The 21,029-nt window shown below is 60.2% G+C and carries 24 protein-coding genes; 11 read left to right on the top strand and 13 right to left on the bottom strand.

Going from position 1 to position 21,029, the window contains the following annotated elements:
* The first annotated feature begins 9 nt into the window (after positions 1 to 9).
* The 6 genes from AC07RZ_RS10810 to AC07RZ_RS10785 all read left to right on the top strand — a co-directional run bounded on the left by AC07RZ_RS10810 (position 10) and on the right by AC07RZ_RS10785 (position 5,206).
* Positions 10 to 456 carry a DUF2244 domain-containing protein gene (locus AC07RZ_RS10810; RefSeq protein ID WP_494667938.1) on the top strand — a complete coding sequence of 149 codons (447 nt, stop codon included), beginning with the start codon at positions 10 to 12 and terminating at the stop codon, positions 454 to 456.
* Between the two features lie 39 nt (positions 457 to 495).
* Positions 496 to 1,668, top strand: a complete 1,173-nt coding sequence (gene coxB, locus AC07RZ_RS10805; RefSeq protein WP_092394719.1) for a cytochrome c oxidase subunit II — start codon at positions 496 to 498, stop codon at positions 1,666 to 1,668.
* Between the two features lie 14 nt (positions 1,669 to 1,682).
* A complete protein-coding gene (gene ctaD, locus AC07RZ_RS10800) occupies positions 1,683 to 3,284 on the top strand; it encodes a cytochrome c oxidase subunit I (protein ID WP_342828780.1) in 1,602 nt (533 codons plus the stop codon).
* Between the two features lie 159 nt (positions 3,285 to 3,443).
* Positions 3,444 to 4,028 (top strand): cytochrome c oxidase assembly protein, encoded by a 585-nt coding sequence (locus AC07RZ_RS10795; RefSeq protein WP_494667937.1) that lies wholly within the window; start codon positions 3,444 to 3,446, stop codon positions 4,026 to 4,028.
* 47 nt (positions 4,029 to 4,075) lie between these two features.
* Complete coding sequence (locus tag AC07RZ_RS10790; RefSeq protein ID WP_092394728.1) at positions 4,076 to 4,291, top strand: DUF2970 domain-containing protein; 216 nt, start codon at positions 4,076 to 4,078, stop codon at positions 4,289 to 4,291.
* 54 nt (positions 4,292 to 4,345) lie between these two features.
* Positions 4,346 to 5,206 carry a cytochrome c oxidase subunit 3 gene (locus AC07RZ_RS10785; protein WP_342828779.1) on the top strand — a complete coding sequence of 287 codons (861 nt, stop codon included), beginning with the start codon at positions 4,346 to 4,348 and terminating at the stop codon, positions 5,204 to 5,206.
* A gap of 98 nt (positions 5,207 to 5,304) precedes the next feature.
* Here the strand turns inward: AC07RZ_RS10785 and AC07RZ_RS10780 are convergent, their stop codons facing one another.
* Positions 5,305 to 5,505: a twin transmembrane helix small protein gene (locus tag AC07RZ_RS10780; protein WP_092394731.1), complete on the bottom strand. Its 201-nt coding sequence runs from the start codon at positions 5,503 to 5,505 to the stop codon at positions 5,305 to 5,307.
* An 86-nt stretch (positions 5,506 to 5,591) separates the two neighbouring features.
* Between AC07RZ_RS10780 and AC07RZ_RS10775 the strand changes: the two genes are divergently transcribed.
* The 5 genes from AC07RZ_RS10775 to AC07RZ_RS10755 are packed head-to-tail and all read left to right on the top strand — an operon-like array spanning position 5,592 to position 9,575.
* Positions 5,592 to 6,308 (top strand): SURF1 family protein, encoded by a 717-nt coding sequence (locus AC07RZ_RS10775; RefSeq protein WP_494667936.1) that lies wholly within the window; start codon positions 5,592 to 5,594, stop codon positions 6,306 to 6,308.
* Entirely contained in the window at positions 6,268 to 6,891 is a 624-nt protein-coding gene (locus AC07RZ_RS10770; protein WP_494667935.1) for an SCO family protein, read from the top strand. The genes AC07RZ_RS10775 and AC07RZ_RS10770 overlap by 41 nt, the downstream gene beginning before the upstream one ends.
* 19 nt (positions 6,892 to 6,910) lie before the next feature.
* The gene (locus tag AC07RZ_RS10765) at positions 6,911 to 8,059 is read left to right on the top strand and encodes a COX15/CtaA family protein (RefSeq protein WP_494667934.1); all 1,149 of its coding nucleotides are present in this window, start codon (positions 6,911 to 6,913) and stop codon (positions 8,057 to 8,059) included.
* Positions 8,056 to 8,940, top strand: a complete 885-nt coding sequence (gene cyoE / locus AC07RZ_RS10760) for a heme o synthase (RefSeq protein ID WP_144739924.1) — start codon at positions 8,056 to 8,058, stop codon at positions 8,938 to 8,940. Before AC07RZ_RS10765 ends, cyoE begins: the two co-directional genes overlap by 4 nt.
* Before the next feature lie 8 nt (positions 8,941 to 8,948).
* A complete protein-coding gene (locus tag AC07RZ_RS10755) occupies positions 8,949 to 9,575 on the top strand; it encodes an SCO family protein (RefSeq protein WP_092394746.1) in 627 nt (208 codons plus the stop codon).
* Positions 9,576 to 9,642: 67 nt separating this feature from the next.
* Here the strand turns inward: AC07RZ_RS10755 and rpoH are convergent, their stop codons facing one another.
* From rpoH to AC07RZ_RS10695, 12 genes are all read right to left on the bottom strand, one after another.
* The gene (gene rpoH, locus AC07RZ_RS10750; RefSeq protein WP_144739909.1) at positions 9,643 to 10,542 is read right to left on the bottom strand and encodes an RNA polymerase sigma factor RpoH; all 900 of its coding nucleotides are present in this window, start codon (positions 10,540 to 10,542) and stop codon (positions 9,643 to 9,645) included.
* Positions 10,543 to 10,791: 249 nt separating this feature from the next.
* The gene (locus tag AC07RZ_RS10745; RefSeq protein ID WP_494667933.1) at positions 10,792 to 11,172 is read right to left on the bottom strand and encodes a GTPase; all 381 of its coding nucleotides are present in this window, start codon (positions 11,170 to 11,172) and stop codon (positions 10,792 to 10,794) included.
* Entirely contained in the window at positions 11,169 to 11,891 is a 723-nt protein-coding gene (locus AC07RZ_RS10740; protein WP_494667932.1) for a response regulator, read from the bottom strand. Before AC07RZ_RS10740 ends, AC07RZ_RS10745 begins: the two co-directional genes overlap by 4 nt.
* Positions 11,892 to 12,040: 149 nt before the next feature.
* Entirely contained in the window at positions 12,041 to 14,338 is a 2,298-nt protein-coding gene (locus tag AC07RZ_RS10735) for a sensor histidine kinase (protein ID WP_494667931.1), read from the bottom strand.
* 2 nt (positions 14,339 to 14,340) lie between these two features.
* Positions 14,341 to 14,907: a DUF4390 domain-containing protein gene (locus tag AC07RZ_RS10730; RefSeq protein ID WP_494667930.1), complete on the bottom strand. Its 567-nt coding sequence runs from the start codon at positions 14,905 to 14,907 to the stop codon at positions 14,341 to 14,343.
* A 68-nt stretch (positions 14,908 to 14,975) separates the two neighbouring features.
* Complete coding sequence (rsmB, locus tag AC07RZ_RS10725; RefSeq protein WP_494667929.1) at positions 14,976 to 16,286, bottom strand: 16S rRNA (cytosine(967)-C(5))-methyltransferase RsmB; 1,311 nt, start codon at positions 16,284 to 16,286, stop codon at positions 14,976 to 14,978.
* Positions 16,287 to 16,339: 53 nt separating this feature from the next.
* A complete protein-coding gene (locus AC07RZ_RS10720; RefSeq protein WP_144739891.1) occupies positions 16,340 to 16,978 on the bottom strand; it encodes a LysE family translocator in 639 nt (212 codons plus the stop codon).
* A gap of 197 nt (positions 16,979 to 17,175) precedes the next feature.
* Positions 17,176 to 18,075: an alpha/beta hydrolase gene (locus tag AC07RZ_RS10715; RefSeq protein ID WP_494667928.1), complete on the bottom strand. Its 900-nt coding sequence runs from the start codon at positions 18,073 to 18,075 to the stop codon at positions 17,176 to 17,178.
* Positions 18,075 to 18,419 carry a DUF1840 domain-containing protein gene (locus AC07RZ_RS10710; protein ID WP_144739885.1) on the bottom strand — a complete coding sequence of 115 codons (345 nt, stop codon included), beginning with the start codon at positions 18,417 to 18,419 and terminating at the stop codon, positions 18,075 to 18,077. The genes AC07RZ_RS10715 and AC07RZ_RS10710 overlap by 1 nt, the downstream gene beginning before the upstream one ends.
* Before the next feature lie 126 nt (positions 18,420 to 18,545).
* On the bottom strand, positions 18,546 to 19,088 hold the full coding sequence (locus tag AC07RZ_RS10705; RefSeq protein ID WP_494667927.1) for a hypothetical protein: 543 nt from the start codon (positions 19,086 to 19,088) through the stop codon (positions 18,546 to 18,548).
* A 36-nt stretch (positions 19,089 to 19,124) separates the two neighbouring features.
* The gene (locus AC07RZ_RS10700) at positions 19,125 to 20,084 is read right to left on the bottom strand and encodes a DMT family transporter (RefSeq protein WP_494667926.1); all 960 of its coding nucleotides are present in this window, start codon (positions 20,082 to 20,084) and stop codon (positions 19,125 to 19,127) included.
* 90 nt (positions 20,085 to 20,174) lie between these two features.
* Positions 20,175 to 21,011, bottom strand: coding sequence for an AraC family transcriptional regulator (locus AC07RZ_RS10695; protein ID WP_494667925.1), 837 nt, complete (start codon positions 21,009 to 21,011; stop codon positions 20,175 to 20,177).
* Positions 21,012 to 21,029 lie beyond the last annotated feature (18 nt).

Here is a 21,029-nt window from a genome sequence, read left to right as displayed (position 1 = left end):
TAGTGCATCATGATTAAGCGAGAATGGGACTTGAGGCGTAACTGCGCAATCGCGCCGCGCCAACTTGGTTTTTTCTATGCAATCCTCTGTACCACGTCGTTTGCCGTGGCAATCGGCTTTACCTTGCGCGGCGCCTGGTTTGTCCTGGTATTTGCGGTCCTGGAAATGTCGGCGGTTGCTGTCGCATTCCTGGTCTATGCAAGGCATGCCACGGACCGCGAGCACATAGCGATGCTGGACGATTATCTGCTTGTGGAAGTGATACAGGCACAGGAAGTTCGACGATTCAAGCTGGATCTGCATTCGATCCGGATTGCGGTGCAAGAGACAAACAAGGGCCTGATAGACATCGAGGCGCTTGGCACCAGGGTTGAAGTGGGGCAGTTTTTGACGAAATGGAAGCGGCGCGAGTTTGTTCTGGAGCTGCGGCAGGAGCTACAGCGTACAAGTGCCTAGTGCTTGACATAATTATAATTTTGGGCTTTTGAGGAAATCATGGAATATGCGAAGCGCCTTATATCGTTGATGCTCGGTGCCTCGCTCTTGTCGGCAGCTATGCCGTCATGGGCGGTGGTCGATAGTCCGGGTGGTCCAGCGGTACTGCAGATGAACTTTCAACCACCGGTGACGCAAATCGCTCAGCAAATCTATGACCTGCATCACTTGATGCTGATCATTTGCCTGGTGATCTTCCTGGCCGTTTTCGGGGTGATGTTCTACTCCATCCTCAAGCACCGCAAATCGCTCGGCCACAAATCGGCCAGTTTCCACGAAAGCACCGGCGTCGAAATCGCCTGGACCGTGGTTCCTTTCCTGATCGTCATCGGCATGGCCCTGCCTGCCACCAAGACCGTGGTGGCGATGAAGGACACATCCAATGCCGACCTCACGATCAAAGTCACCGGCATGCAGTGGAAATGGGGTTATGACTACCTCAACGGCGAAGGTTCCGGCATTTCCTTCCTGTCCAACCTGTCGACGCCGCATGAGCAAGTGGTGGATTCGACCAAGGTCAAGAACGACAACTACCTGATCGAAGTCGACAATCCGATGGTGGTCCCGGTCAACAAGAAGGTCCGCATCATCACCACCGCCAACGACGTCATCCACTCCTGGGGCATTCCGGCATTCGGCGTCAAGCAGGATGCGATTCCCGGTTTCGTGCGCGACACCTGGTTCAAGGCTGAAAAGGTCGGCACCTACCGCGGCCAGTGCGTTGAACTGTGCGGCAAGGACCACGCCTTCATGCCTATCGTGGTCAACGTCCTGAGCGAAGCAGATTACAAGGCCTGGGTCGACGGCAAGAAAAAGGAAATGGCTGCGCAGGCAGACGATCCGACCAAGACCTGGACCATCGACGAATTGAAACAGCGCGGCGAAAAAGTCTACACGGCCAATTGCGCGGTCTGCCACCAGGCTACCGGCAAGGGCGTGCCTGGCGCGTTCCCGGCGCTGGATGGCGACCCGGTCGTCAACGGCCCGCGTGCCGAACAGATCAACGTCGTGCTGAACGGTAAAGTCACCGGCAGCATGCAGATGCCCGCCTGGAAAGCCGTGTTGTCGGATACCGAAATTGCTGCGGTGATTACCTACACCCGCAACAACTGGTCCAACAAGGCCCAGGAAAATATTGTCCAACCAGCTGAAGTGCTGGCTGCGCGTAAGTAAATTAGGAGATTGAGATGAGCACTACCGCAGTCGATCACGCACACGATCATTCTCACGATCACGACCACGCGCATGACCATCCGCACGGCTGGCGCCGCTGGCTGTTCGCCACCAACCACAAGGATATCGGCACCTTGTACCTGTGGTTCTCGTTCACCATGCTGCTGTCCGGCGGCGTGCTGGCGCTGCTGATCCGCGCCGAGCTGTTCCAGCCTGGCCTGCAGTTCTTCAAGCCGGAATTCTTCAACCAGCTGACCACCATGCACGGCCTGATCATGGTGTTCGGCGCGATCATGCCTGCTTTCGTCGGTTTCGCCAACTGGATGATCCCGCTGCAGATCGGCGCGTCCGACATGGCTTTTGCGCGCATGAACAATTTCTCGTTCTGGCTGATGCCGCCGGCGGCCCTGCTGCTGGCGACTTCGTTCCTGGTGCCGGGCGGCGCAACCGCTGCCGGCTGGACCCTGTACGCACCGCTGTCGACCCAGATGGGACCTGGCATGGACATGGCGATTTTCGCCATCCATATCATGGGTGCTTCGTCGATCATGGGTTCGATCAACATCATCACCACCATCCTCAACATGCGCGCACCTGGCATGACGCTGATGAAGATGCCGATGTTCTGCTGGACCTGGCTGATCACCGCCTACCTGCTGATCGCCGTGATGCCTGTCCTGGCCGGTGCGATCACCATGACCCTGACCGATCGTCATTTCGGCACATCTTTCTTTAACGCTGCCGGCGGCGGCGATCCTGTGATGTACCAGCACATCTTCTGGTTCTTCGGACACCCGGAGGTCTACATCATGATCCTGCCGGCGTTCGGCATCGTGTCGCAGATCATCCCGGCTTTTGCCCGCAAGCAGCTGTTCGGCTATGCATCGATGGTGTACGCCACGGCTTCGATTGCGATCCTGTCGTTCATCGTCTGGGCCCACCACATGTTCACCACCGGCATGCCGGTGACTGCGCAGCTGTTCTTCATGTACGCAACCATGCTGATCGCGGTGCCTACCGGCGTCAAGATCTTCAACTGGATCGCTACCATGTGGCGCGGTTCGATGACCTTCGAAACGCCGATGCTGTTCGCCATCGGCTTCATCTTCGTGTTCACCATGGGCGGTTTCACCGGCCTGATCCTGGCGGTGACCCCGATCGATATCCAGATGCAGGATACCTACTACGTGGTGGCGCATTTCCACTACGTGCTGGTGGCCGGTTCCCTGTTCGCGCTGTTCGCCGGTTATTACTACTGGGGTCCGAAGTGGACCGGTTTCATGTACAACGAAACCCGCGGCAAGATCCACTTCTGGAATTCGCTGATCTGGTTCAACGTGACTTTCTTCCCTATGCATTTCCTGGGCCTGGCCGGCATGCCGCGCCGCTACGCCGATTATCCGGCGCAGTTCACCGATTTCAACATGCTCGCTTCGATCGGCGCCCTGGGTTTCGGCCTGAGCCAGGTCTACTTCCTGTTCTTCGTGATCATTCCATCGATCAAGGGCGGCAAGAAAGCAGCCGACAAGCCATGGGACGGCGCCGAAGGACTGGAATGGACTGTGCCTAGCCCGGCGCCTTTCCATACATTCGAAACGCCACCGACCTTTAAATAACGGTAGCGGCGGGCGGCAGCACAGCCCGCCAACCCTGTGCGACTGAGCAAAATGAGCAACCCAAAGAAGCCGAATAACGTACGTACCGGATTGTTGGTAGGCCTGCTTGCATTGAGCTTCTTCATTGCGATCTTCGTCAAGATGCTGTGGTTCAAGTAAATGGCGGATCCTGCGGATAGTGGTGCAAATGAAGGCGCCAAGGCTGAATCGAGGAAGCTGAACGGGCAAATGCTGGGCAAGCTGCTGGTGATTGCGGTCCTGATGTTCGGTTTCGGTTATGGCCTGGTGCCGGTGTATAAAAAGATCTGCGAGATTACCGGCGTCAATTACCTGACGCCGAAAGACGCTACGGTGGAAGCGCCGGCCAATACCCAGGTCGACAAGAGCCGCACGATTACCGTCGAATTCGACGGCAATTCGCAAGGCCCCTGGCGTTTCAGGCCGACGGTCAGCAGCGTGCAGGTGCACCCGGGCGAAATGACGCAGGTGGTGTATGAAGTGGTGAACAAGCAGTCGCGCAAGATGGATGCACAGGCGATTCCTAGTTATGCGCCACAGCAGGCGGCGGCTTTCTTCAAGAAGGTCGAATGTTTCTGTTTCACCCAGCAGACCCTGGGCCCGAACCAGGCCAAGGAAATGCCGGTGGTGTTTTACATAGATCCTGCTATACCTAAAGATGTAAAGCTGATCACGCTGTCCTATACGTTTTTTGAAATTGCAGGGCAGCCGGACAAACCGGGCTGATCCCGGCGATTCAGCAGCATGATTGGCAGGACAACCAGGGGTATCAAATGTCGGATCTGAAGCAAGCAAGCCGCCGTAAAGCCTCATTCGGCGCCACCATGAAAGCGGTATTCTGGTCGTTCTTCGGCGTGCGCAAGAGAAAAGATTATGAAAGCGATGCCGCCGGCCTGAACCCGGTGCATGTAGTGATAGCCGGGATACTCGGCGCCCTGATTTTTATTGCGATCCTGCTCACCATCGTGAAACTGGTTGTCGCTAAGTAAAACCGCAGCACAGTAACTGACAGAAACTAATTAAATTTGTATCGGGAGATGGAAATGAGTTCTCAACAAGGTAGTGCGCCTTACTATTTCGTCCCTGGCCCATCCAGGTGGCCGGTGCTGGGCGGCGTCTCGCTGCTGGCGACGATGGCAGGCGCCGCGGCATGGGTCAACAGCGTCGTGTGGGGGCCGGAGCTGTGCGCTATCGGCATCCTGTCGTTCCTGGTGGTGCTGTTCAAATGGTTCGGCGATTCCATCCGCGAGTCCGAAGGCGGCATGTACAGCGCGCGCATCGATACCTCGTACCGCTGGAGCATGAGCTGGTTCATCTTCTCCGAAGTCATGTTTTTCGCTGCGTTTTTCGGCGCCTTGTTCTACGCCCGCAGCATTGCCATGCCATGGCTGGGCGACCTCGACAACAAGCTGCTGTGGCCAGACTTTGCCGCGCACTGGGGCAATGCGGGCCCGGCCGGCACCATCGAATCCTTCAGCACCATGGGACCGTTCCCGATCCCGACCATCAACACCGCCTTGCTGCTGGCTTCCGGCGTCACCCTGACGATTTCCCACCACGCTTTGCGCGCCGGCCACCGCGGCAAGACCGCATTCTGGCTGTTCATCACGATCGCACTGGGCGCGACCTTCATGGGCTTCCAGGCTGCCGAATACATCGAAGCGTACAGCGACTTCAACCTGAAGCTGACTTCCGGCGTCTACGGTTCGACCTTCTTCCTGCTGACCGGTTTCCACGGCTTCCACGTCACCATCGGCGCCATCATGCTGTCGGTGGTGCTGTTCCGTGTACTGAAAGGACATTTCACCCCGGAACACCATTTCGCGTTTGAAGGCGCGGCCTGGTACTGGCACTTTGTGGACGTCGTCTGGCTCGGCCTGTACGTCGTGGTGTACTGGCTGTAACGGCAAGGTCGGATCAAGCGCCTGAAACAGGCGCATAAAAGAAAGGCCACACTTCGGTGCGGCCTTTTTTACTGTGGATTCTGGTAGCGCTATGCTGCTCAGTGCAGCCCGGTCGGCTGGATATAGCCGAGTTTGTACAGGACCAGCAGCAGGATGAAGAGGGCGACCGAAAAGCCGACGCGCATGGTCAGGGCCTGCACCGTGCGGTTGCTTTTACCTTTGTCGCGCATCAGGAAAATCAGCGCCGAAGCAAGGCTGCCGATAATCAGGATGAAGGCGATGGCGACGACGATTTTCATTTTTGGGCCAGGGAAATGTTGACTAAGGCGATATTGTAATGCCAATCGGATTCCGGTTTAGATTCAGATTTCGGCTGGTTCCCTTCGTGGTGACCGTATTGCTGGTGGTGCTGGGCATAACGTTGGCACAATGGCAAACCCGTCGCGGCGACCAGAAGCAGGCGATCGAAAACAGGTTGCTGCAGCGCGAAGCCGACGCCACCGCCAAGCTTGGCGACGCCTTGCAAGACGTTGACCAGATCGAATTCAGGCGCATGGCGCTGCGCGGTGAATTTATTGCCGGATGGCCGGTCTATCTCGACAATCGCCCCTTGAACGGCGTGGCAGGATTTTATGTGCTGATGCCGTTCAAGCTGGCGGCGACGGGCACGGGGGTGGATAGTTATGTGCTGGTGGCGCGCGGCTGGCTGCCGCGCGATCCTGCCGATCGCAGCAAGCTGCCGTCTTATCCGACGCCGGCCGGCACGGTCGAGATAGAAGGACTGGTCAGGCGCGATTTCGGCCATGTCCTGCAGCTGGGAGATGCCGGCCCCTTGCGGCCCCAGGCGATTGTGCAAAACCTGGGAATCGATGAATTCGCCGCCGCCAGCAAATTCAGGCTGCAGCCGTTCGTGATCGAGCAGACCAGCAATTCCGGCGACCATTTGCTGCGCGACTGGCCCAGGCCCTCGCTCGGTATCGAAAAGCACCGCGGCTACGCGTTCCAGTGGTATGCGCTGGCCGTGATGGCCTTGATTTTTTTTGTTGTGACAGGATTTAGACGTGGACCAGAAAACACCAACAAGCCAGCCCAGTCCGGCTGACGACAAACAGCGCCGGAGCGGCCGCTGGAAACTGTTCGCGGTGATTGCAGTATGCGCAGCGCCGATGATTGCCTCCTATCTCACGTACTACGTGATCAAGCCGCAAAGCCGCAATAACTACGGCGAGCTGCTCGATCCGCGCAACTATCCCGTGCCCGAGCTGGGCAGCACCGCGCTCGACGGCAAGCCGCTCACGCTGGACGCCTACCAGGGCAAGTGGCTGATGCTGCAGGTTGACGGCGGCGCTTGCCAGAAGGCTTGCCAGGACAAGCTGTTCGAAATGCGCCAGCTGCGCCTGATGCAGGGCAAGGAAATGGAAAGGATCGAGCGGGTCTGGCTGATTACCGACGACCAGCCTTTGCCAACCATGGTGATGCGCGAATACGACGGCACCAGGCTGCTGCGGGTCAAGCCGGACCTGCTGAAAGCCTGGCTGCCGACCGAGGCCGGCACCAGCGCCGCCGATCACATCTACCTGATGGATCCGCGCGGCCACCTGATGATGCGTTTTCCCAAGGACGCCGATCCGAGCAAGGTCAAAAAAGACTTGTCCAAGCTGCTGCGGGCTTCGGCGATAGGTTGAGTTGCCGATGACAACGTCTATGTTAATCCAGCTCGGCAGCATGGGACTGCTGGTTGCCTTGCTGGCGTTCTGCGTGGTCTGGGTTTCCAGCGACACCAATAAATACCGCAAGCTGGTATGGGTGACGCTGTTCCTGACCTTCGACCTGATCATGTTCGGCGCTTTCACCCGCCTCACCGATTCCGGCCTCGGCTGTCCTGATTGGCCCGGCTGCTATGGCCACTCCAATCCGCTGCAGGCGCATGCCCATATCAGCGCGGCGCAGGAAGCCATGCCGACCGGTCCGGTCACGGTCATGAAAGCCTGGATCGAGATGACCCACCGCTATTTCGCGATGGGAGTCGGCGTGCTGATCATCGCCTTGATGGTGATCGCCTGGATGCGCTGGTTCAAAACGCGCAAGCCAGCGGCGGCGGCCCAGCGGGAGAGCAGGTTTTCACCATGGTTTCCAACCTGGCTGTTTTTATTCGTCTGCCTGCAAGGCGCGTTTGGCGCCTGGACCGTGACGCAAAAACTGCAGCCGGTGATCGTCACTACCCATCTGCTGCTTGGCCTGACCCTGCTGGCGATGCTGACCTGGCTGGCGGCGCGGCAAACCCATCATTCGCCGGTAGCGCCCAGCGCCAGCGCCTTGGCCAAACCAGCCCTGGCCGGCCTGCTGCTGCTGGTCCTGCAGATTGCCCTGGGCGGCTGGGTGAGCACCAACTATGCCGCCCTGGCATGCACGGATTTTCCTGCGTGCCATGGCGCGCTGGTGCCGCAGATGGATTTCGCCAACGGCTTCACCCTGTGGCGCCACCTGGGCATGACCGCCGATGGCGAATTCCTGTCGTTCCAGGCCCTGACGGCAATCCACTGGACCCATCGCAGCTTCGCTTTCGTGGTGATCGCCTTTGTTGTCTGGCTGGCCTGCAAAGCCTTGCGCACCGAGGGTTTGCAAAACACCGGCCGCTGGCTGCTGATCGTTGTCGGCTTGCAATTGATTACCGGCTTGTCTACCATTTTCCTGAACTGGCCGCTGGCCATCGCCGTGGCGCACAACGGTGGTGCGGCGGCGCTGTTGCTGTTGCTGGTCATGTTAAACTATAAGACTAGACTTGCTCCTGGCGCATCCCCCGTTTTGGGAGCCCGCCCAGTAATTGCTGACCGCCTCAACCCGCACCCATGACTGCTTTGACCGTACCACCTAATCGAATTGCCCAGTACTGGGCGCTGACCAAGCCGCGCGTTACGCAGCTGGCGGTGTTTTGCGCGGTGATCGGCATGTTCCTGTCGACGCCAGGTTTGCCGGATTGGCAACGCTTGATCGCCGCCACCATCGGCATCTGGCTGCTGGCCGGCGCCGCTTTTGCCGTCAATTGCCTGGTCGAGCGCGAAATCGATTCGCGCATGGCGCGCACCGCCCGGCGTCCCATGGCGCGCGGAGAAATCACCGTGCCGCAGACCTTGGTGTTTTCCGGCGTCATAGGCGGGCTCGGCATGTGGGTGCTGTACAACTTCGTCAATCCGCTCACCATGTGGCTGACCTTCGCCACGTTCGTCGGCTACGCCATCATCTACACCATCATCCTGAAACCGGCGACGCCGCAAAACATCGTCATCGGCGGGCTGGCCGGCGCCATGCCGCCGGCGCTGGGCTGGGCCGCGATCGCCAACGACGTGCCGATGCAAGCCTGGATCCTGGTGCTGATCATCTTCGTCTGGACCCCGCCGCATTTCTGGGCGCTGGCCATGTACCGGCGCGACGACTACGCGAAATCCGGCCTGCCGATGCTGCCGATCACGCACGGCATGAAGTTCACCCAGTTCCAGATCTGGCTCTACACGATCGCCCTGGTCGCCACCACCATGCTGCCGTTCGCGGTCGGCATGAGCGGTTTGATCTACCTGGCCAGCGCCGCGGTGCTGGGCTTGATCTTCCTCTGGTACGCGTGGCAGATCTACCAGCACTACACCGACCTGATCGCGCGCAAGACATTCGCTTATTCGATCATCTACCTGTCGCTGCTGTTCGCCGCCTTGCTGGTCGATCACTATCTCAAATTCTGAAAGCAAACATGAAGCGTGTTTTTACCGTGGCTGTTGCCGGCCTGCTGACGGCTTTGTCTTTAACCGCCTGCGGCGACAAATCAGCCGGCGGCGGCCAGGAAATGACACTGTCGCCTGCCAACAGCGCTTTCATCAACACCGACGTCACCGGCCTCGGCTACGCCCGCGATTTCGCGCTGACCGACCACACCGGCAAGCCGCGCACGCTGGCTGATTACAAGGGCAAGGCGGTAGTCGTATTTTTCGGCTATACCCAATGTCCCGACGTCTGTCCGACCACCATGGTGGAGATGGCCAATGTGATGAAGGAACTGGGGCCGCTGGCAAGCAAGGTGCAAGTCCTGTTCGTCACCGTGGATCCGGAGCGCGATACGCAGGAGCTGCTGTCCAAGTATGTGCCGGCGTTCGACCCGAGTTTTGTCGGCCTGTACGGCGACCAGGCGGCGACCGACAAGGTAGCCAAGGAATTCCGCGTGTTCTACCAGAAAGTACCCGGCAAGACCCCGGGCAGCTACACCATGGACCATACCGCCGGCAGCTACGTGTTCGATCCGGAAGGCCACATCCGCTTGTTTGTGCGGCACGGCCAGGGGCCGGATCCGATTGCCCATGATTTGAAACTGCTGTTGAAATAATCGATGTAGGCACAGGCAATAAAAAAGGCAGCCGCTTGGCTGCCTTTTTCTATTTGCAATCGGTTCCTCAGGCAAACGCTGCCAGCGAACCCTTCATCTTCTTCAGCGCAACCGCCTCGATCTGCCGTATCCGTTCTGCCGATACGCCAAACTCGTCCGCCAGTTCATGCAGGGTGGCGCCGGAGCCGTCGTCGTTGGCCAGCCAGCGGGCTTCGACGATGCGGCGCGAGCGGTCGTCCAGCTTGCTCAGGGCCGATTCCAGTCCTTCCGACTGCATGCGGTCGTAGCGTTGCGCTTCCAGCACTTTGCTTGGCTCTTGCGCTTCGGTCGACAGGTAGGCGATCGGTGCAAACTTGTCATCGTCGTCATCGGCCGGCGCTTCCAGCGCGATGTCGCGGCCGGTCAGGCGCGTTTCCATCTCGATCACTTCTTCGCGCTTGACGTTGAGGGTCTTGGCCAGCGCATCGACCTGGGTCGGCGTCATGGCGTCCAGGCCTTCCTTGTGGCTGCGCAGGTTGAAAAACAGCTTGCGCTGCGCCTTGGTGGTGGCAACTTTCACCAGGCGCCAGTTTTTCAGTATGTATTCATGCATTTCGGCCTTGATCCAATGCATGGCGTACGACACCAGCCGTACTCCTTGGTCAGGATCGAAGCGCTTGACGGCTTTCATCAGGCCAATATTGCCTTCCTGGATCAAGTCGGCATGCGGCAAGCCGTAGCCGAGATAACCGCGGGCGATCGAAACCACCAGGCGCAAATGCGACAGCACCAGCTTTTGGGCGGCGCCGAGGTCGTTCTTGTCGCGCAGTTGTTGCGCTAAAGAAATTTCTTCATCATGTGTCAACATCGGCAGGCGATTCACCGCCGAGATATACGCGTCAATATTCCCCAGCGTACCGGAAAAGCCAAGCGCCAGGGCGCTGGTGTCGGTGGGCATTAAAGCAGTGTTGACTGATGGATTCTTCATTCTTTCTCCTTGCTGTCCGGCCAGCTTAAGCTGCCGGTAGATCAACGATCAGACGTTTGACTTGGATATATTAGCACTCTCTATAGTGGAGTGCTAATAGGATTTGTTAAAGAGTGTACATAGGTTGGTGCTATCGATATTTTTCTTTTGATTGTTCGAAGCAGTTAGTTAGAGAAGGCAATCCGGGGAAAGTTGCGTCCATATTAAAGCAAATGCTGCATAGCCGCACGACGCCCCCGAAAACGGCCGTCAGAGGGCCAGGTCCGGGGTCAGCTCGAGAAAATCGTCGTAGGGAGGATGGCACAGGAAATCGCGCAGCTGCGGCAAGTGCGTGCTGTCGGCGATGCTGATGTAGATGCGCGCCGGGGGTTTGCGCAGCAGGCGGTTGAGGGTGACGCGCAGGGTCAGGTTGCCGATGCAGCAAAAGCAGCCGGGCGCGATCCGTTTGATGTCGAGATCTTGCGCGAGCTCCTGCGGCGGCACCGCAGTTTTGCCGTCAGGCAAGCCTTCCAGTATGAGCGCGGTGCCGAGGTGGACGCCGCTGCGTCCAAGGTCTTGCTCCAGGGCGGAGTAGATGGCGGCTTCACGCATGCCGGCTGAGCCGCCGCTGACCAGGGTGGTGAGGGTCATCCGCCTTTTTTCGACAACTTTCCGGGGTCAACCCCGAGCTGCTTCAGTTTGCGGTACAGGTGGGTGCGTTCCAGTCCGGTTTTTTCCGCTACCCGGGTCATGCTGCCGCTTTCGCGGATCAGGTGGTATTCAAAGTAAGCGCGCTCGAAAGCATCGCGCGCCTCGCGCAGCGGCAGGCCGAACGAGGAGGAGAACAGGCTCTCGGACGAGGCCGCGACCGATGGCAGGGCCGCGATGTGCGTCGCTTCCGACGAAGCCGGATTGTTAAAGACGCCGGCAGTAACGACCGCGTCGTTCAATTCATTGGAGGAGGCTGCCGGCTGCGGATACAGGGTCGGGGCGCGCGCGGTCTTGGGACCTTGCGACAAACCTTGCTGGACTGCTTTCAGCAGCTTTTGCAGGGCAATGGGTTTTTCCAGGAAATTCAGGGCGCCGATGCGGGTCGCTTCTACCGCGGTATCGATAGTGGCGTGGCCGGACATCATGATGACAGGCATGGTCAGCAAGCCGTCGCGCTGCCATTCCTTCAAGAGCGTGACGCCGTCGGTATCCGGCATCCAGATATCGAGCAGCACCAGATCCGGTACGCCGCCCTGACGAAATTCGCGAGCCTGTTGTGCATTTTCCGCGGCGGTTACTACATGCCCCTCGTCACCTAAAATTTCCGAGAGCAATTCCCGAATTCCCATTTCGTCGTCAACGACTAGGATGTTAGCCATGCGGTAGCCTTCCCATTTCCTGTTGCATCAAATCCCACTGTATGGGCTGTTCGGACAGCCCAGTTAAGTTATCAATGTCTATTTGTTTTATTTCCGCGTCCGGATACATATGCTATATCAGCAATTCGCCAATTTGCAGCTGTTCTTGATCAAATTATGGCCGAATCATCACTCGTGGCTAACTTTAACAGCAAAATCAGGATTTTTGCGCCCTTTGTGTCGCTTCGGTTCTGCAGATCGATGCGGCCGCCGTGTTCGTCGATGATTTTTTTCACCATCGGCAAACCCAGGCCGGTGCCGCGCGGCTTCGACGTGACGTACGGTTCGAAGGCCCTGGCCAGTATCTTGGGCGAGAATCCCGAGCCGTTGTCGGTAATCGACAGCCGCACAGCGGTGCGCGACAGGCCATCCGAGCTCTGGTAGCTGACCCGTTCGGTGACCAGGTCGATGCGGGGCGGCGTGGCGTTGTCGCTGCGGTCGAGGACGGCGTCCTGGGCGTTTTGCAAAAGATTATGGATCACTTGCCGCAGCTGGGTGGCGTCGCCCATGATCAGCGGCAGGTCCGGCGCCAAGGATGCATGGATCATATCGCGTTCGTCGCCGGCCAAGTAGAGATGCAGGATTTCGGCCACCAGCACGTTCAGGTCGAGCTCGCCCAATACCGCCGGCGGCGTCTTGGCGTAGTCGCGGAAATCGTCCACCATGCGCTTCATCGCAGCCACCTGGTTAACAATGGTGTCGGTGCTTTTCTTCAGGATCGCGGCGTCGTGGGTCATCAGCTTGTCTTCCAGCTTCATCTGCAGCCGTTCTGCCGAGAGCTGGATCGGCGTCAGCGGATTCTTGATTTCATGCGCCAGGCGGCGCGCCACTTCGCCCCAGGCGATCGAGCGCTGGCCGGAGATGACGTCGGAGATATCGTCGAACACCACCACGTAGCCGGTGCGGTTTTCGACCGGCAGGCGCGAACCGCGCGCCAGCAGGGTGATGTCGTCGCTGTCGCTGTTCTCGCCGCTGTCGACCCGGCGCGGGATTTCGATCTGCTGCTGCCAGTGCAGCAGCTCGGCGCCGATCTTGCCGGTGGCGAATTGCGCGTTCTGTTCGGAAAAGGCGTTGATGATGACTTCCGCGAAATGCGCCAGGCCGTCGATGATGGTCAGCGGCTGGCCGATGTGCGGCGAAAAATCGTATTGCAGGATGCGCGCTACCGACTGGTTGCTGGTGACCAGGCGGAAATCGCCGTCCAGCACCATCACGCCGGCCGACATGTTGGCCAGCACCGATTCCAGGTAAGCCTTGGCGTTTTCCAGTTCGCTGCGGTTTTTTTCCACCGCGGCGCGGGCGTCGTAGAGCTGGCGCGTCATCAGGTTGAAAGACTGGGTCAGGACGCCCAGTTCGTCCGAGGTGGCGACGATCGGCCGCGGCGACAGGTTGCCTTCGGCCACCGCCTTGGTGCCTTCCGCCAGCAGCAGCAGGGGCTTGGCCAGGTCGGTGGCGATCAGGAAGGCGCTGACGATGGCGCTGAACACCGCCAGCAGCAAGGTCAGGGTCAGGGTCATTACGTACATCTTGCGCAAGCCGGAACGGCTGATCGAGCGCTCTTGATATTCGGAGGAGGTCGAGGCCAGGATGCCGATGTTGGAGGCCAGGTAGGCTGGCACCGGCTGCACCATTTGCAGGAAATGGGTTTCGTTTTGCAGCGAAGAACTTCTCAGCGGCGCCGGGATTTCGACTACCACGTGCTGGCGCAGGTTGGCGGTTTCATTGCCGGTTGCCGGCTTGCCGGGGTTGTTGCCGGGAGCATCAAAATCGCTTTCCGTTTCGGCAAAACCGCGCGGCAGGCGGGCCCGCTGCAGCATCGAGGCGGTCGGCAGGTTAGGCACCAGCGTGCCCAGGTGGCCGCCGACGGAAGCGATGACCTGGCCGCTGGCGGTGACAATCGATGCTTCCAGGTTCTGGTCGCTGAGCCGGCCCAGCTGGGTTGCTTGCGCTGAATTGGAAAGTTCGGACCATTCGGCCGCCAGCGTGTGCGCCCTGGCGCTCAGGTCGCTGAGCGATGCATCCAGCGCTGCGTGGCTCAGGTTGACCCCGGCTTGCAAGGCGGTTTCGACATGCACGTCAAACCAGGATTCGATCGAACGCGACACGAATTGCAGCGACACCACGTAAATCACGGCCCCCGGCAAGATGCCGATCAGCGCAAACATGAGCACCAGCTTGGCAGTCAGCCGCGAGCCGAATTTTCCGCGTTTGTAGCGATTGTAGAGTCGTCCGAGCAGCAGGCAGACCAGCACAAACAGCGCTACCGCCACCAGCGCGTTCAAGCCAAGCAGCCAGGGATAGTGCTTGTCGAAAAAATCCGAATTGGCCGAGGCCGACGACAGCAGGAACAGCAAGATGCTGGCGACGGCGCCGCCGACCACCAGCAGATAGCGTAACGCGCGCGACACGGCTATTCCACCTTGTAGTTGAAACTCTTCCAGTCGGAAGAAAAGCGCCAGTCGCTATTGTTGAGGGCGTTGACCTGGAACGGCTTGGACAGCAGCCCGAGGTCGAGGCCCATGCGCACCGCGACCCGGTACACCTCGCCCTGCTTGAGCGCGCTCTTGTCGGCGATCAGCCAGCGGCTGGGGCGGCGGATCAGGGACAGGGCATCGTCCAGGCTATTGAAGCTCTGCTGCAGGCTGCCGTTGATGGCGACGTTGTAGCGGCGCGTGATGACGTTGTATTGCAGGCGGATGGTCTGGGTGGCGGTAATCGCCTTTTCATCGAACCAGTACCAGCGCGGCCGCGTCAGCTCGACGTCGGTGGTGAAATACAGGGTGACGCCGCGGTTGACCACATCCTCCAGGCCGCGGTTGAGGTCGAAGGAAAACGTTGCCGACAAGCGATAGCCGTCGTCGCCGGCTTCGATGTGGGCCTGACTCAATTCAACGCCGTCCGATGCATAGCTGGATGGCGGGCTAAAAGACAGAGCCAGCAGCAGGGCCAGCAGCCAGTATTTTATGAATTGAGGCAATGGTCGTGTCACTGGTTTCGGGTATGGTAAAAAAGTTATGGCAAAAGGGTTGCAGTACTACACATGCTTCAGCACTTCTGGAACAGCGCGTAAAACAAGCCGTCGTGATCTTGTCCGGCATCGGCGGTCGGCAGCAGCTGGCCCGGCGCCGGCAGCCTGCGCGCATTGTTGCGCGCGGCAAAGGCTACCGCCTGGGCTTCCGATTCTTGTGGCCATACGGAACATGTTACGAGTAACAATTTACCATCCGGGCGTAGCATCTGCCAAAGATTGTCCAGAATCTTTGCCGAAAGTGTTGCAAGTTGCTCGGTATCGGTCTTGCGCCGCAACCAGCGTATGTCGGGATGGCGGCGCACGATGCCGGAGGCCGTGCAAGGGACATCGGCCAGGATGCGGTCGAAGGGCTGGCCGTCCCACCAGTCGCCGCCCTGGCCGCCGATGCTGGCGTCACCCAGTTGCAGTTTTGCCTCCAGTTGCAGGCGCTGCAGGTTCTGGGTAATGCGTTGCAGGCGCTTGGGATTGTTGTCGAGCGCGGTCAGGTCGACCGCGGCGGTTTCCAGGATGTGGCCGGTCTTGCCGCCAGGGGCGGCGCAAGCGTCCAGCACCCGCATGCCGTCCTGCAGGTCGAGCAGCGGTGCGGCAAGCTGGGCAGCGGCGTCTTGCACCGAGGCCAGGCCGTCTTCAAAGCCGGGGATTTGGGCCACCGGCATCGCCGTGTCCAGGCGTATTGCGTCCGGGCCGATCTGGCGCGCCGTTATCGCGTGGCTGGCCAGGGTCTCCAGGTAAGCGGCTACCGAAGTCTTGCGGCGGTTGACGCGCAAGGTCAGCGGCGGCGCCGTATTGCCGGCTGTGAGGATGGCTTGCCATTGCTGCGGATAGGCGGCTTTCATGCGGTCTATCCACCACACCGGATAATTCCACAAGCCGAACGGCGTCTTGACGGCGGCTGCCACCAGCGCTTCGCGTTCGCGCAGGAAGCGCCGCAGCACCGCATTCACCATGCCTTTGGCGTGGGCCATCTGGGGATCGGAAGAGACGGCGGTGACAGCCTGGTTGACCACCGTGAAATTCTCATATGCAGGATCGTCGACGTCGGCCAGCAGGCACAGCGCGGCGCACAGCAGGCAATGCAGCAAGGTCGGCTCCGGCGGCCGGCTGGCCAGGTTGCCGAGCAGGGTTTCGGCGCGGCCGATGCCGCGCATGGTGCGGTAGGCGATGTCCTGGATCGCGCCGCGCGTTGGCGCCGGCGCTGCCGATTGTGCAAATACCTGGGTCAGCGCCTGCGGCAGCGCCGCGCCGTCGCGCACCAGGGCGATGGCTTGGGCTGCGCCTAACAGGCTAAAGGCGAGAGAGTCTTTTTTAAGGGTCGAATAGGTCACAAGTGGTTCAGGTCTGTTTTGCGGGTAAGGGTTGTCGGGAAATCGGATCTTGTTCAGTTTTTGGTTAAAGCCAGCTTGATGCCCAGCGCAATGAAGGCGGCGCCCACCGTGCGTTCCAGCCAATGCTTGATTTGCGGATTGTTGCTGGCATGCCGTGTCAGGGTGCCGGCCAGCATGGCGGTGCCGCTGTTCCAGCACAGCGTGACGACCGAAAACACCGCGCCCAGCACCAGGAAGGCCGCGATCTTGTGCGGCGAATCGTGGCGCACGAACTGCGGGAAAAAGGAGAGGAAAAACAAGATCACCTTGGGATTGAGCACATTGGTGATCAGGGCTTGCACAAAAATCGTCTTGTGCGAACGCAGGTCCAGCTGCGGCTGCTGTTCGCTGGCGGCTGCTTTCTTGCTGAGCAGCATCCTGATGCCGAGGTAGACCAGGTAGGCGCCGCCCGCCAGCTTGACAGCCATGAAGGCGGTGGCGGAGGCTGCCAGCAGCGCCGTCAGGCCAAAAGCCGACAGGGTCGCGTGGATGCAGCAGCCGGCTGTGATGCCTAGCGCCGACAGCAGGCCGGCGCGCCGGCCCTGGGCCACGCTGCGGCCGACGATATAGGCGGTATCCGGGCCGGGAGTGGCGTTCAGCAGCAGGACAGCCATCAGGAACAGGCCAAAATCAGTAATGCCGAAGGAGATCATAACGACGCAGCTAGACAGGAAGGTAACAACGCGATTGTAGCGGGGATATGGTCGCTCACCTACAGTTAGGTCGTGATTGTGGCGGGAAAAAGTGAAAATTCAGGATTGCTTGACAGCAATAATCTTTTGCCATAATGGATTAGCCTGGCAATAGAGCAAGATGTCTGGCCGGCAACTTCCGCGGTTGACGGATAACTTCAGCCAGCCAGGGCTGGATGGACTGCCGCCAGCGGCTGCAGCGCGTACTGCGCCTCAAGCCAGCGGCGCACATCTGCAAATACCCGCTCGGCGCCGACTTCGTTGAAAATCTCGTGGTACATGCCGTCATAGTCGCGGAAGGTGACGATGGCAGGCGGCAAGGCAGCAAAAAAACGGCGGCTGCCGTCGGGATCGATGGTGCGGTCGTCGCCGGCGATCACCAGCAGCGTCGGGACCGCCAGGGCATGTGCCTGGCCCAGGACGAATTCCCCCGAGCGCAGCATGCTGTTCAGCAGGCGCGCGGTGATCTTGTTATGCACCAGCGGATCGCCGCTATAAGCTTTGGCGATTGCGGGATCGTGCGACAGATGGCCGACGTCCAGGCCGTTGGGCACGGCCACGCCGGGAGCCGCCAGCGACATCAGCCTGAGCAGGCCGAGCTGCACCCGGTTCAGGCGCAAGGCCAGTCCGGGCGAGGATAAAACCAGGCCGCGCAGCGGCGCCACCGCGGCTAGCGCGAAGCGGGCCGCAAACAGGCCGCCCATGCTGTGGCCGAATAAAAAGGGTGTATTGCCTGCCAGCGCCGGATAATCGCGTTGCGCCTGGCGGTTGAAGTCGTCCAGCACCAGCCGGGCGTCGCGCAGCAAGGCGGATTCGTCCGGCACGTCGCCGCGCGGTCCGCCGGAACGGCCGTGGCCGCGGTGATCGTAGCTGCGCACCAGCAGGCCGCAGCGATTGAAAAAACGTATTACGTGGGCATAGCGCCCGGCATGTTCGCCCAGCCCGTGCATCAGCAGGATGCTGCCCGCCACCGGCACGCCAGCAGCTGGCGGCCAGTCGGCGACGAAGAGAGGGATGCCGTCTGCGGTCGTAAGCTGTCGCTCAAGACCGGAGCTCATCAAACGCCCCAGAGCACGTCGTTATTGTGCTTGTGCGCTTCGCGCAGCATTTCCAGCAGGGGATAGATCTTGTTGGCGAAGTTGACCGTCTGCACCGGCTCATGGCCGGTATCGTCGCCAGCCTCGTTGTGATGGGCGGCGATGTCGTGCTGCACGCTGTCCGATGCCGGATGGGCGCGGCTTTCCGATGTTTCCGCTTCCAGCTTGGCGATTGCTGCAGGGCCTTCTTCGGCGGTGATGACGCCGATCTTCACATCTTTATTCAGCAGGTCGAGGATGCGCTTGGCATCGTAGTCGAACATGGTGACTTCGGCCGACGCCTTGGATTTGAATGTAACTAACATAAAACCTCAGAATATTGTTTTTGATGAAAAAAGACATTGTACAGAATACCCCTTTGTCGGGGGGCTTGCCACTGCTGTCACCGCTGGTTACAGAGCAGGGCGGCCGGCCGCATTATTGCATCAATGCTAATCATGTTTGAACGAAGAGATGAAAGTCTCTGCATTTTCCCGTGAGACGGCTTTTTCCGGCCCCATCACGATGACCTGGTAGATTTCCTTATCCTTGCTGACAAAATGTCCGTACAGGATTTCCGGCTTGCCGCCCGGGGTGGTGCCGACCGCTTCGACGTCTATGCTGGCCGAGAGCCCCTGCGCACCGCTGGCAGCCGCGGTTGCCTTTTCCGCCCTGACGGTGCCGTTGATGTTCTTCACCAATGCGGTTTTCATCGCGCTCAATGCCGCTTGCGCCTTGGCGGCGTCGGGCACGGTGGCGCTGCCGACCGCGAACACCGTGTCGTCCACCTTGGCGGCGGTCATGGTCATCGTGACCGGCGTGCCGTCAAGATCGATGGGGCGCGCGAAGGTCGATGGCTTGGCCGGCAGCAGCACGCTGTAAGGCGCGTCCTTGCTGCGCACTTCGCGCCAGTTGAACTTGGGGGAACAGGCCAGCAATGCCAGTACGGAACAGGCAAGCAACAGGCGGGAAGGCAAGGTAAGCACAGGTTTCACGAAATGGCGCAGCGGCTGCGGAAATGGAAGCAGCCCCTATGGTATCTGATGCTGGAAGGTGCGCACACCGAAAACTATGCCTATGCATAACAGCGCCACGCCCGCCATGACCTGCAGGCCTGGCACCGCGTCGCGGAAAATGAAGGCATACAGCAGCGCCGCCAGGGTTTCGAATACGATCAGCTGCGCCAGCAGCGCGGTGGGCAGGTGCTGGCTGGCCTTGTTCCAGAGCAGCGTGCCGATCCAGGAAGCACTGAGGCCGATCACCAGCATCAGGCCGACAAACTGCAGCGGCCGCGGTCCGAACGGAAAAGCGTAGCTGCCGCCCGTCAGTTTCTGGTAAACACCATAGCCGAACAGCCCGGCCAGCGCCAGCGGCAAGACCGCCAGGCCCTGCGCGGTCGCCCAGGTGGAAGGGCTGATATGCGGATGGGCGCGCAGGTAGCGGGCATTGACGATCGGATACCAGGTCCAGGCCGCGACCGCGCCCAGCGCAATCAGGCAGCCCAGCACGTAGTCGCCGATCGAGCGTGTATTGCCGGCGCCTGCCAGCCGCATATGCGCCAGCTCGGCGGCGTTGACGCACAAGATACCGACCAGGATGACCAGCAGCGACGGCGCCAGCCGGCGCCAGGCGACGCTTTCCGCCGCATGTCCCGGCGACCAGTTGGAAAAGACGGAAATCACCACCGGCAGGGTGCCGATCAGCATGGTCGGCAGCGGCGCATCCGCCAGCTGGATCGCAGTCGCCAGCGCCGCGTAATACAGCAGGTTGCCGACCAGCGAGAGCTTCAGCGCGGCGCGCCAGTCGGCCCTGGTCAACGCGGCTATGCGCTTGCGGTCAAGCAGGGCAGGCGCCAGCGCGATCAGGCCGAACGCCACGTAACGGCCGAACGACAGCATCAGGCCGGGGTAGTCGGGCAGTATCAAGGGCGCGATGAACACCAGGCCCCACATCATTCCTGCGCCCAGGGCGCATAACAGGCCGGTCAGCATGGGGCGGCTCCCGGCGGCGGTGCAGTTAATCGAAGCGATGCCATAAAAAGGTCGAGGACGAGTGATGGGATTTACCCATCATGCCTATCTTTAGCCCAGCGGTCTTGTACCAATTTGCTGTTGATACTGGGCCGGTGTGACGCCATAGGCGCGCTTGAACCAGCGCGTCAGGTGGCTCTGGTCAGCCAGCCCGACCGCGGCGGCGGCGTCGGTCGGGGTGCTGCGCTGGGCCAGCAAGGTCTTGGCGCGGGTGGTGCGGCGCGCCTGCAGGTATTGGTGCGGGGTGGCGTGGAACGCGGCCGAGAAGGCCCGCACGAAATGAAAGACAGACATGCCGGCTTCGGTCGCCAGGGTGTCGATATGCAGGGTCTGGTCCAGGTTGGCTTCGATGCAGTCGAGGACACGCCGCATCGCCAGCATGCGTTGCGGCTGGCCGGGTTTCAGCAGCGAAACCGGACGCAGGTTCTTGCCGTAGCGCTGCGTGACAGCGTCTATCAATACCGTGAAATGCGATATGAACGCGAGATCGTCGGGCGCCTGCCACATGCGCTTGAACAGCAGCTGGAAACTGTCGGCCAGCTGGGGATCGTGGGCGGTGGCGGCAGCGAAATAAACTTCGCTGCCGGTCAGCTCGCGCAGCAGCTGCGGCTCGATGAACAGCATCTGGTAAGTCCAGCCGGCAGCGATCTCGGCGTGGCCGTCGTGCAGTTCGTCGGGATTCAGCAGCACCAGCGTGCCGGCCGGGGCAACATGCTGGGAACCCTTGTGGCGGAAACGCTCGACGCCGGTTTCAATCGCGCCCAGCGAATAGGCGTCGTGCACATGCGGCGCGAACTCGTGGTCGACCAGCCGCGCCGAATACAATTCCACGCCCGGCAGGTGCGGGCTGGTCTTGAAGGTGACGAATTCGGACGGATGGTGGAACACGCTGGTCTCAGGGCCGGG

The sequence above is a fragment of the Collimonas sp. GW821-FHT07E08 genome (genome assembly GCF_059418905.1).
This window is presented reverse-complemented; position numbering and strand designations above follow the sequence as displayed.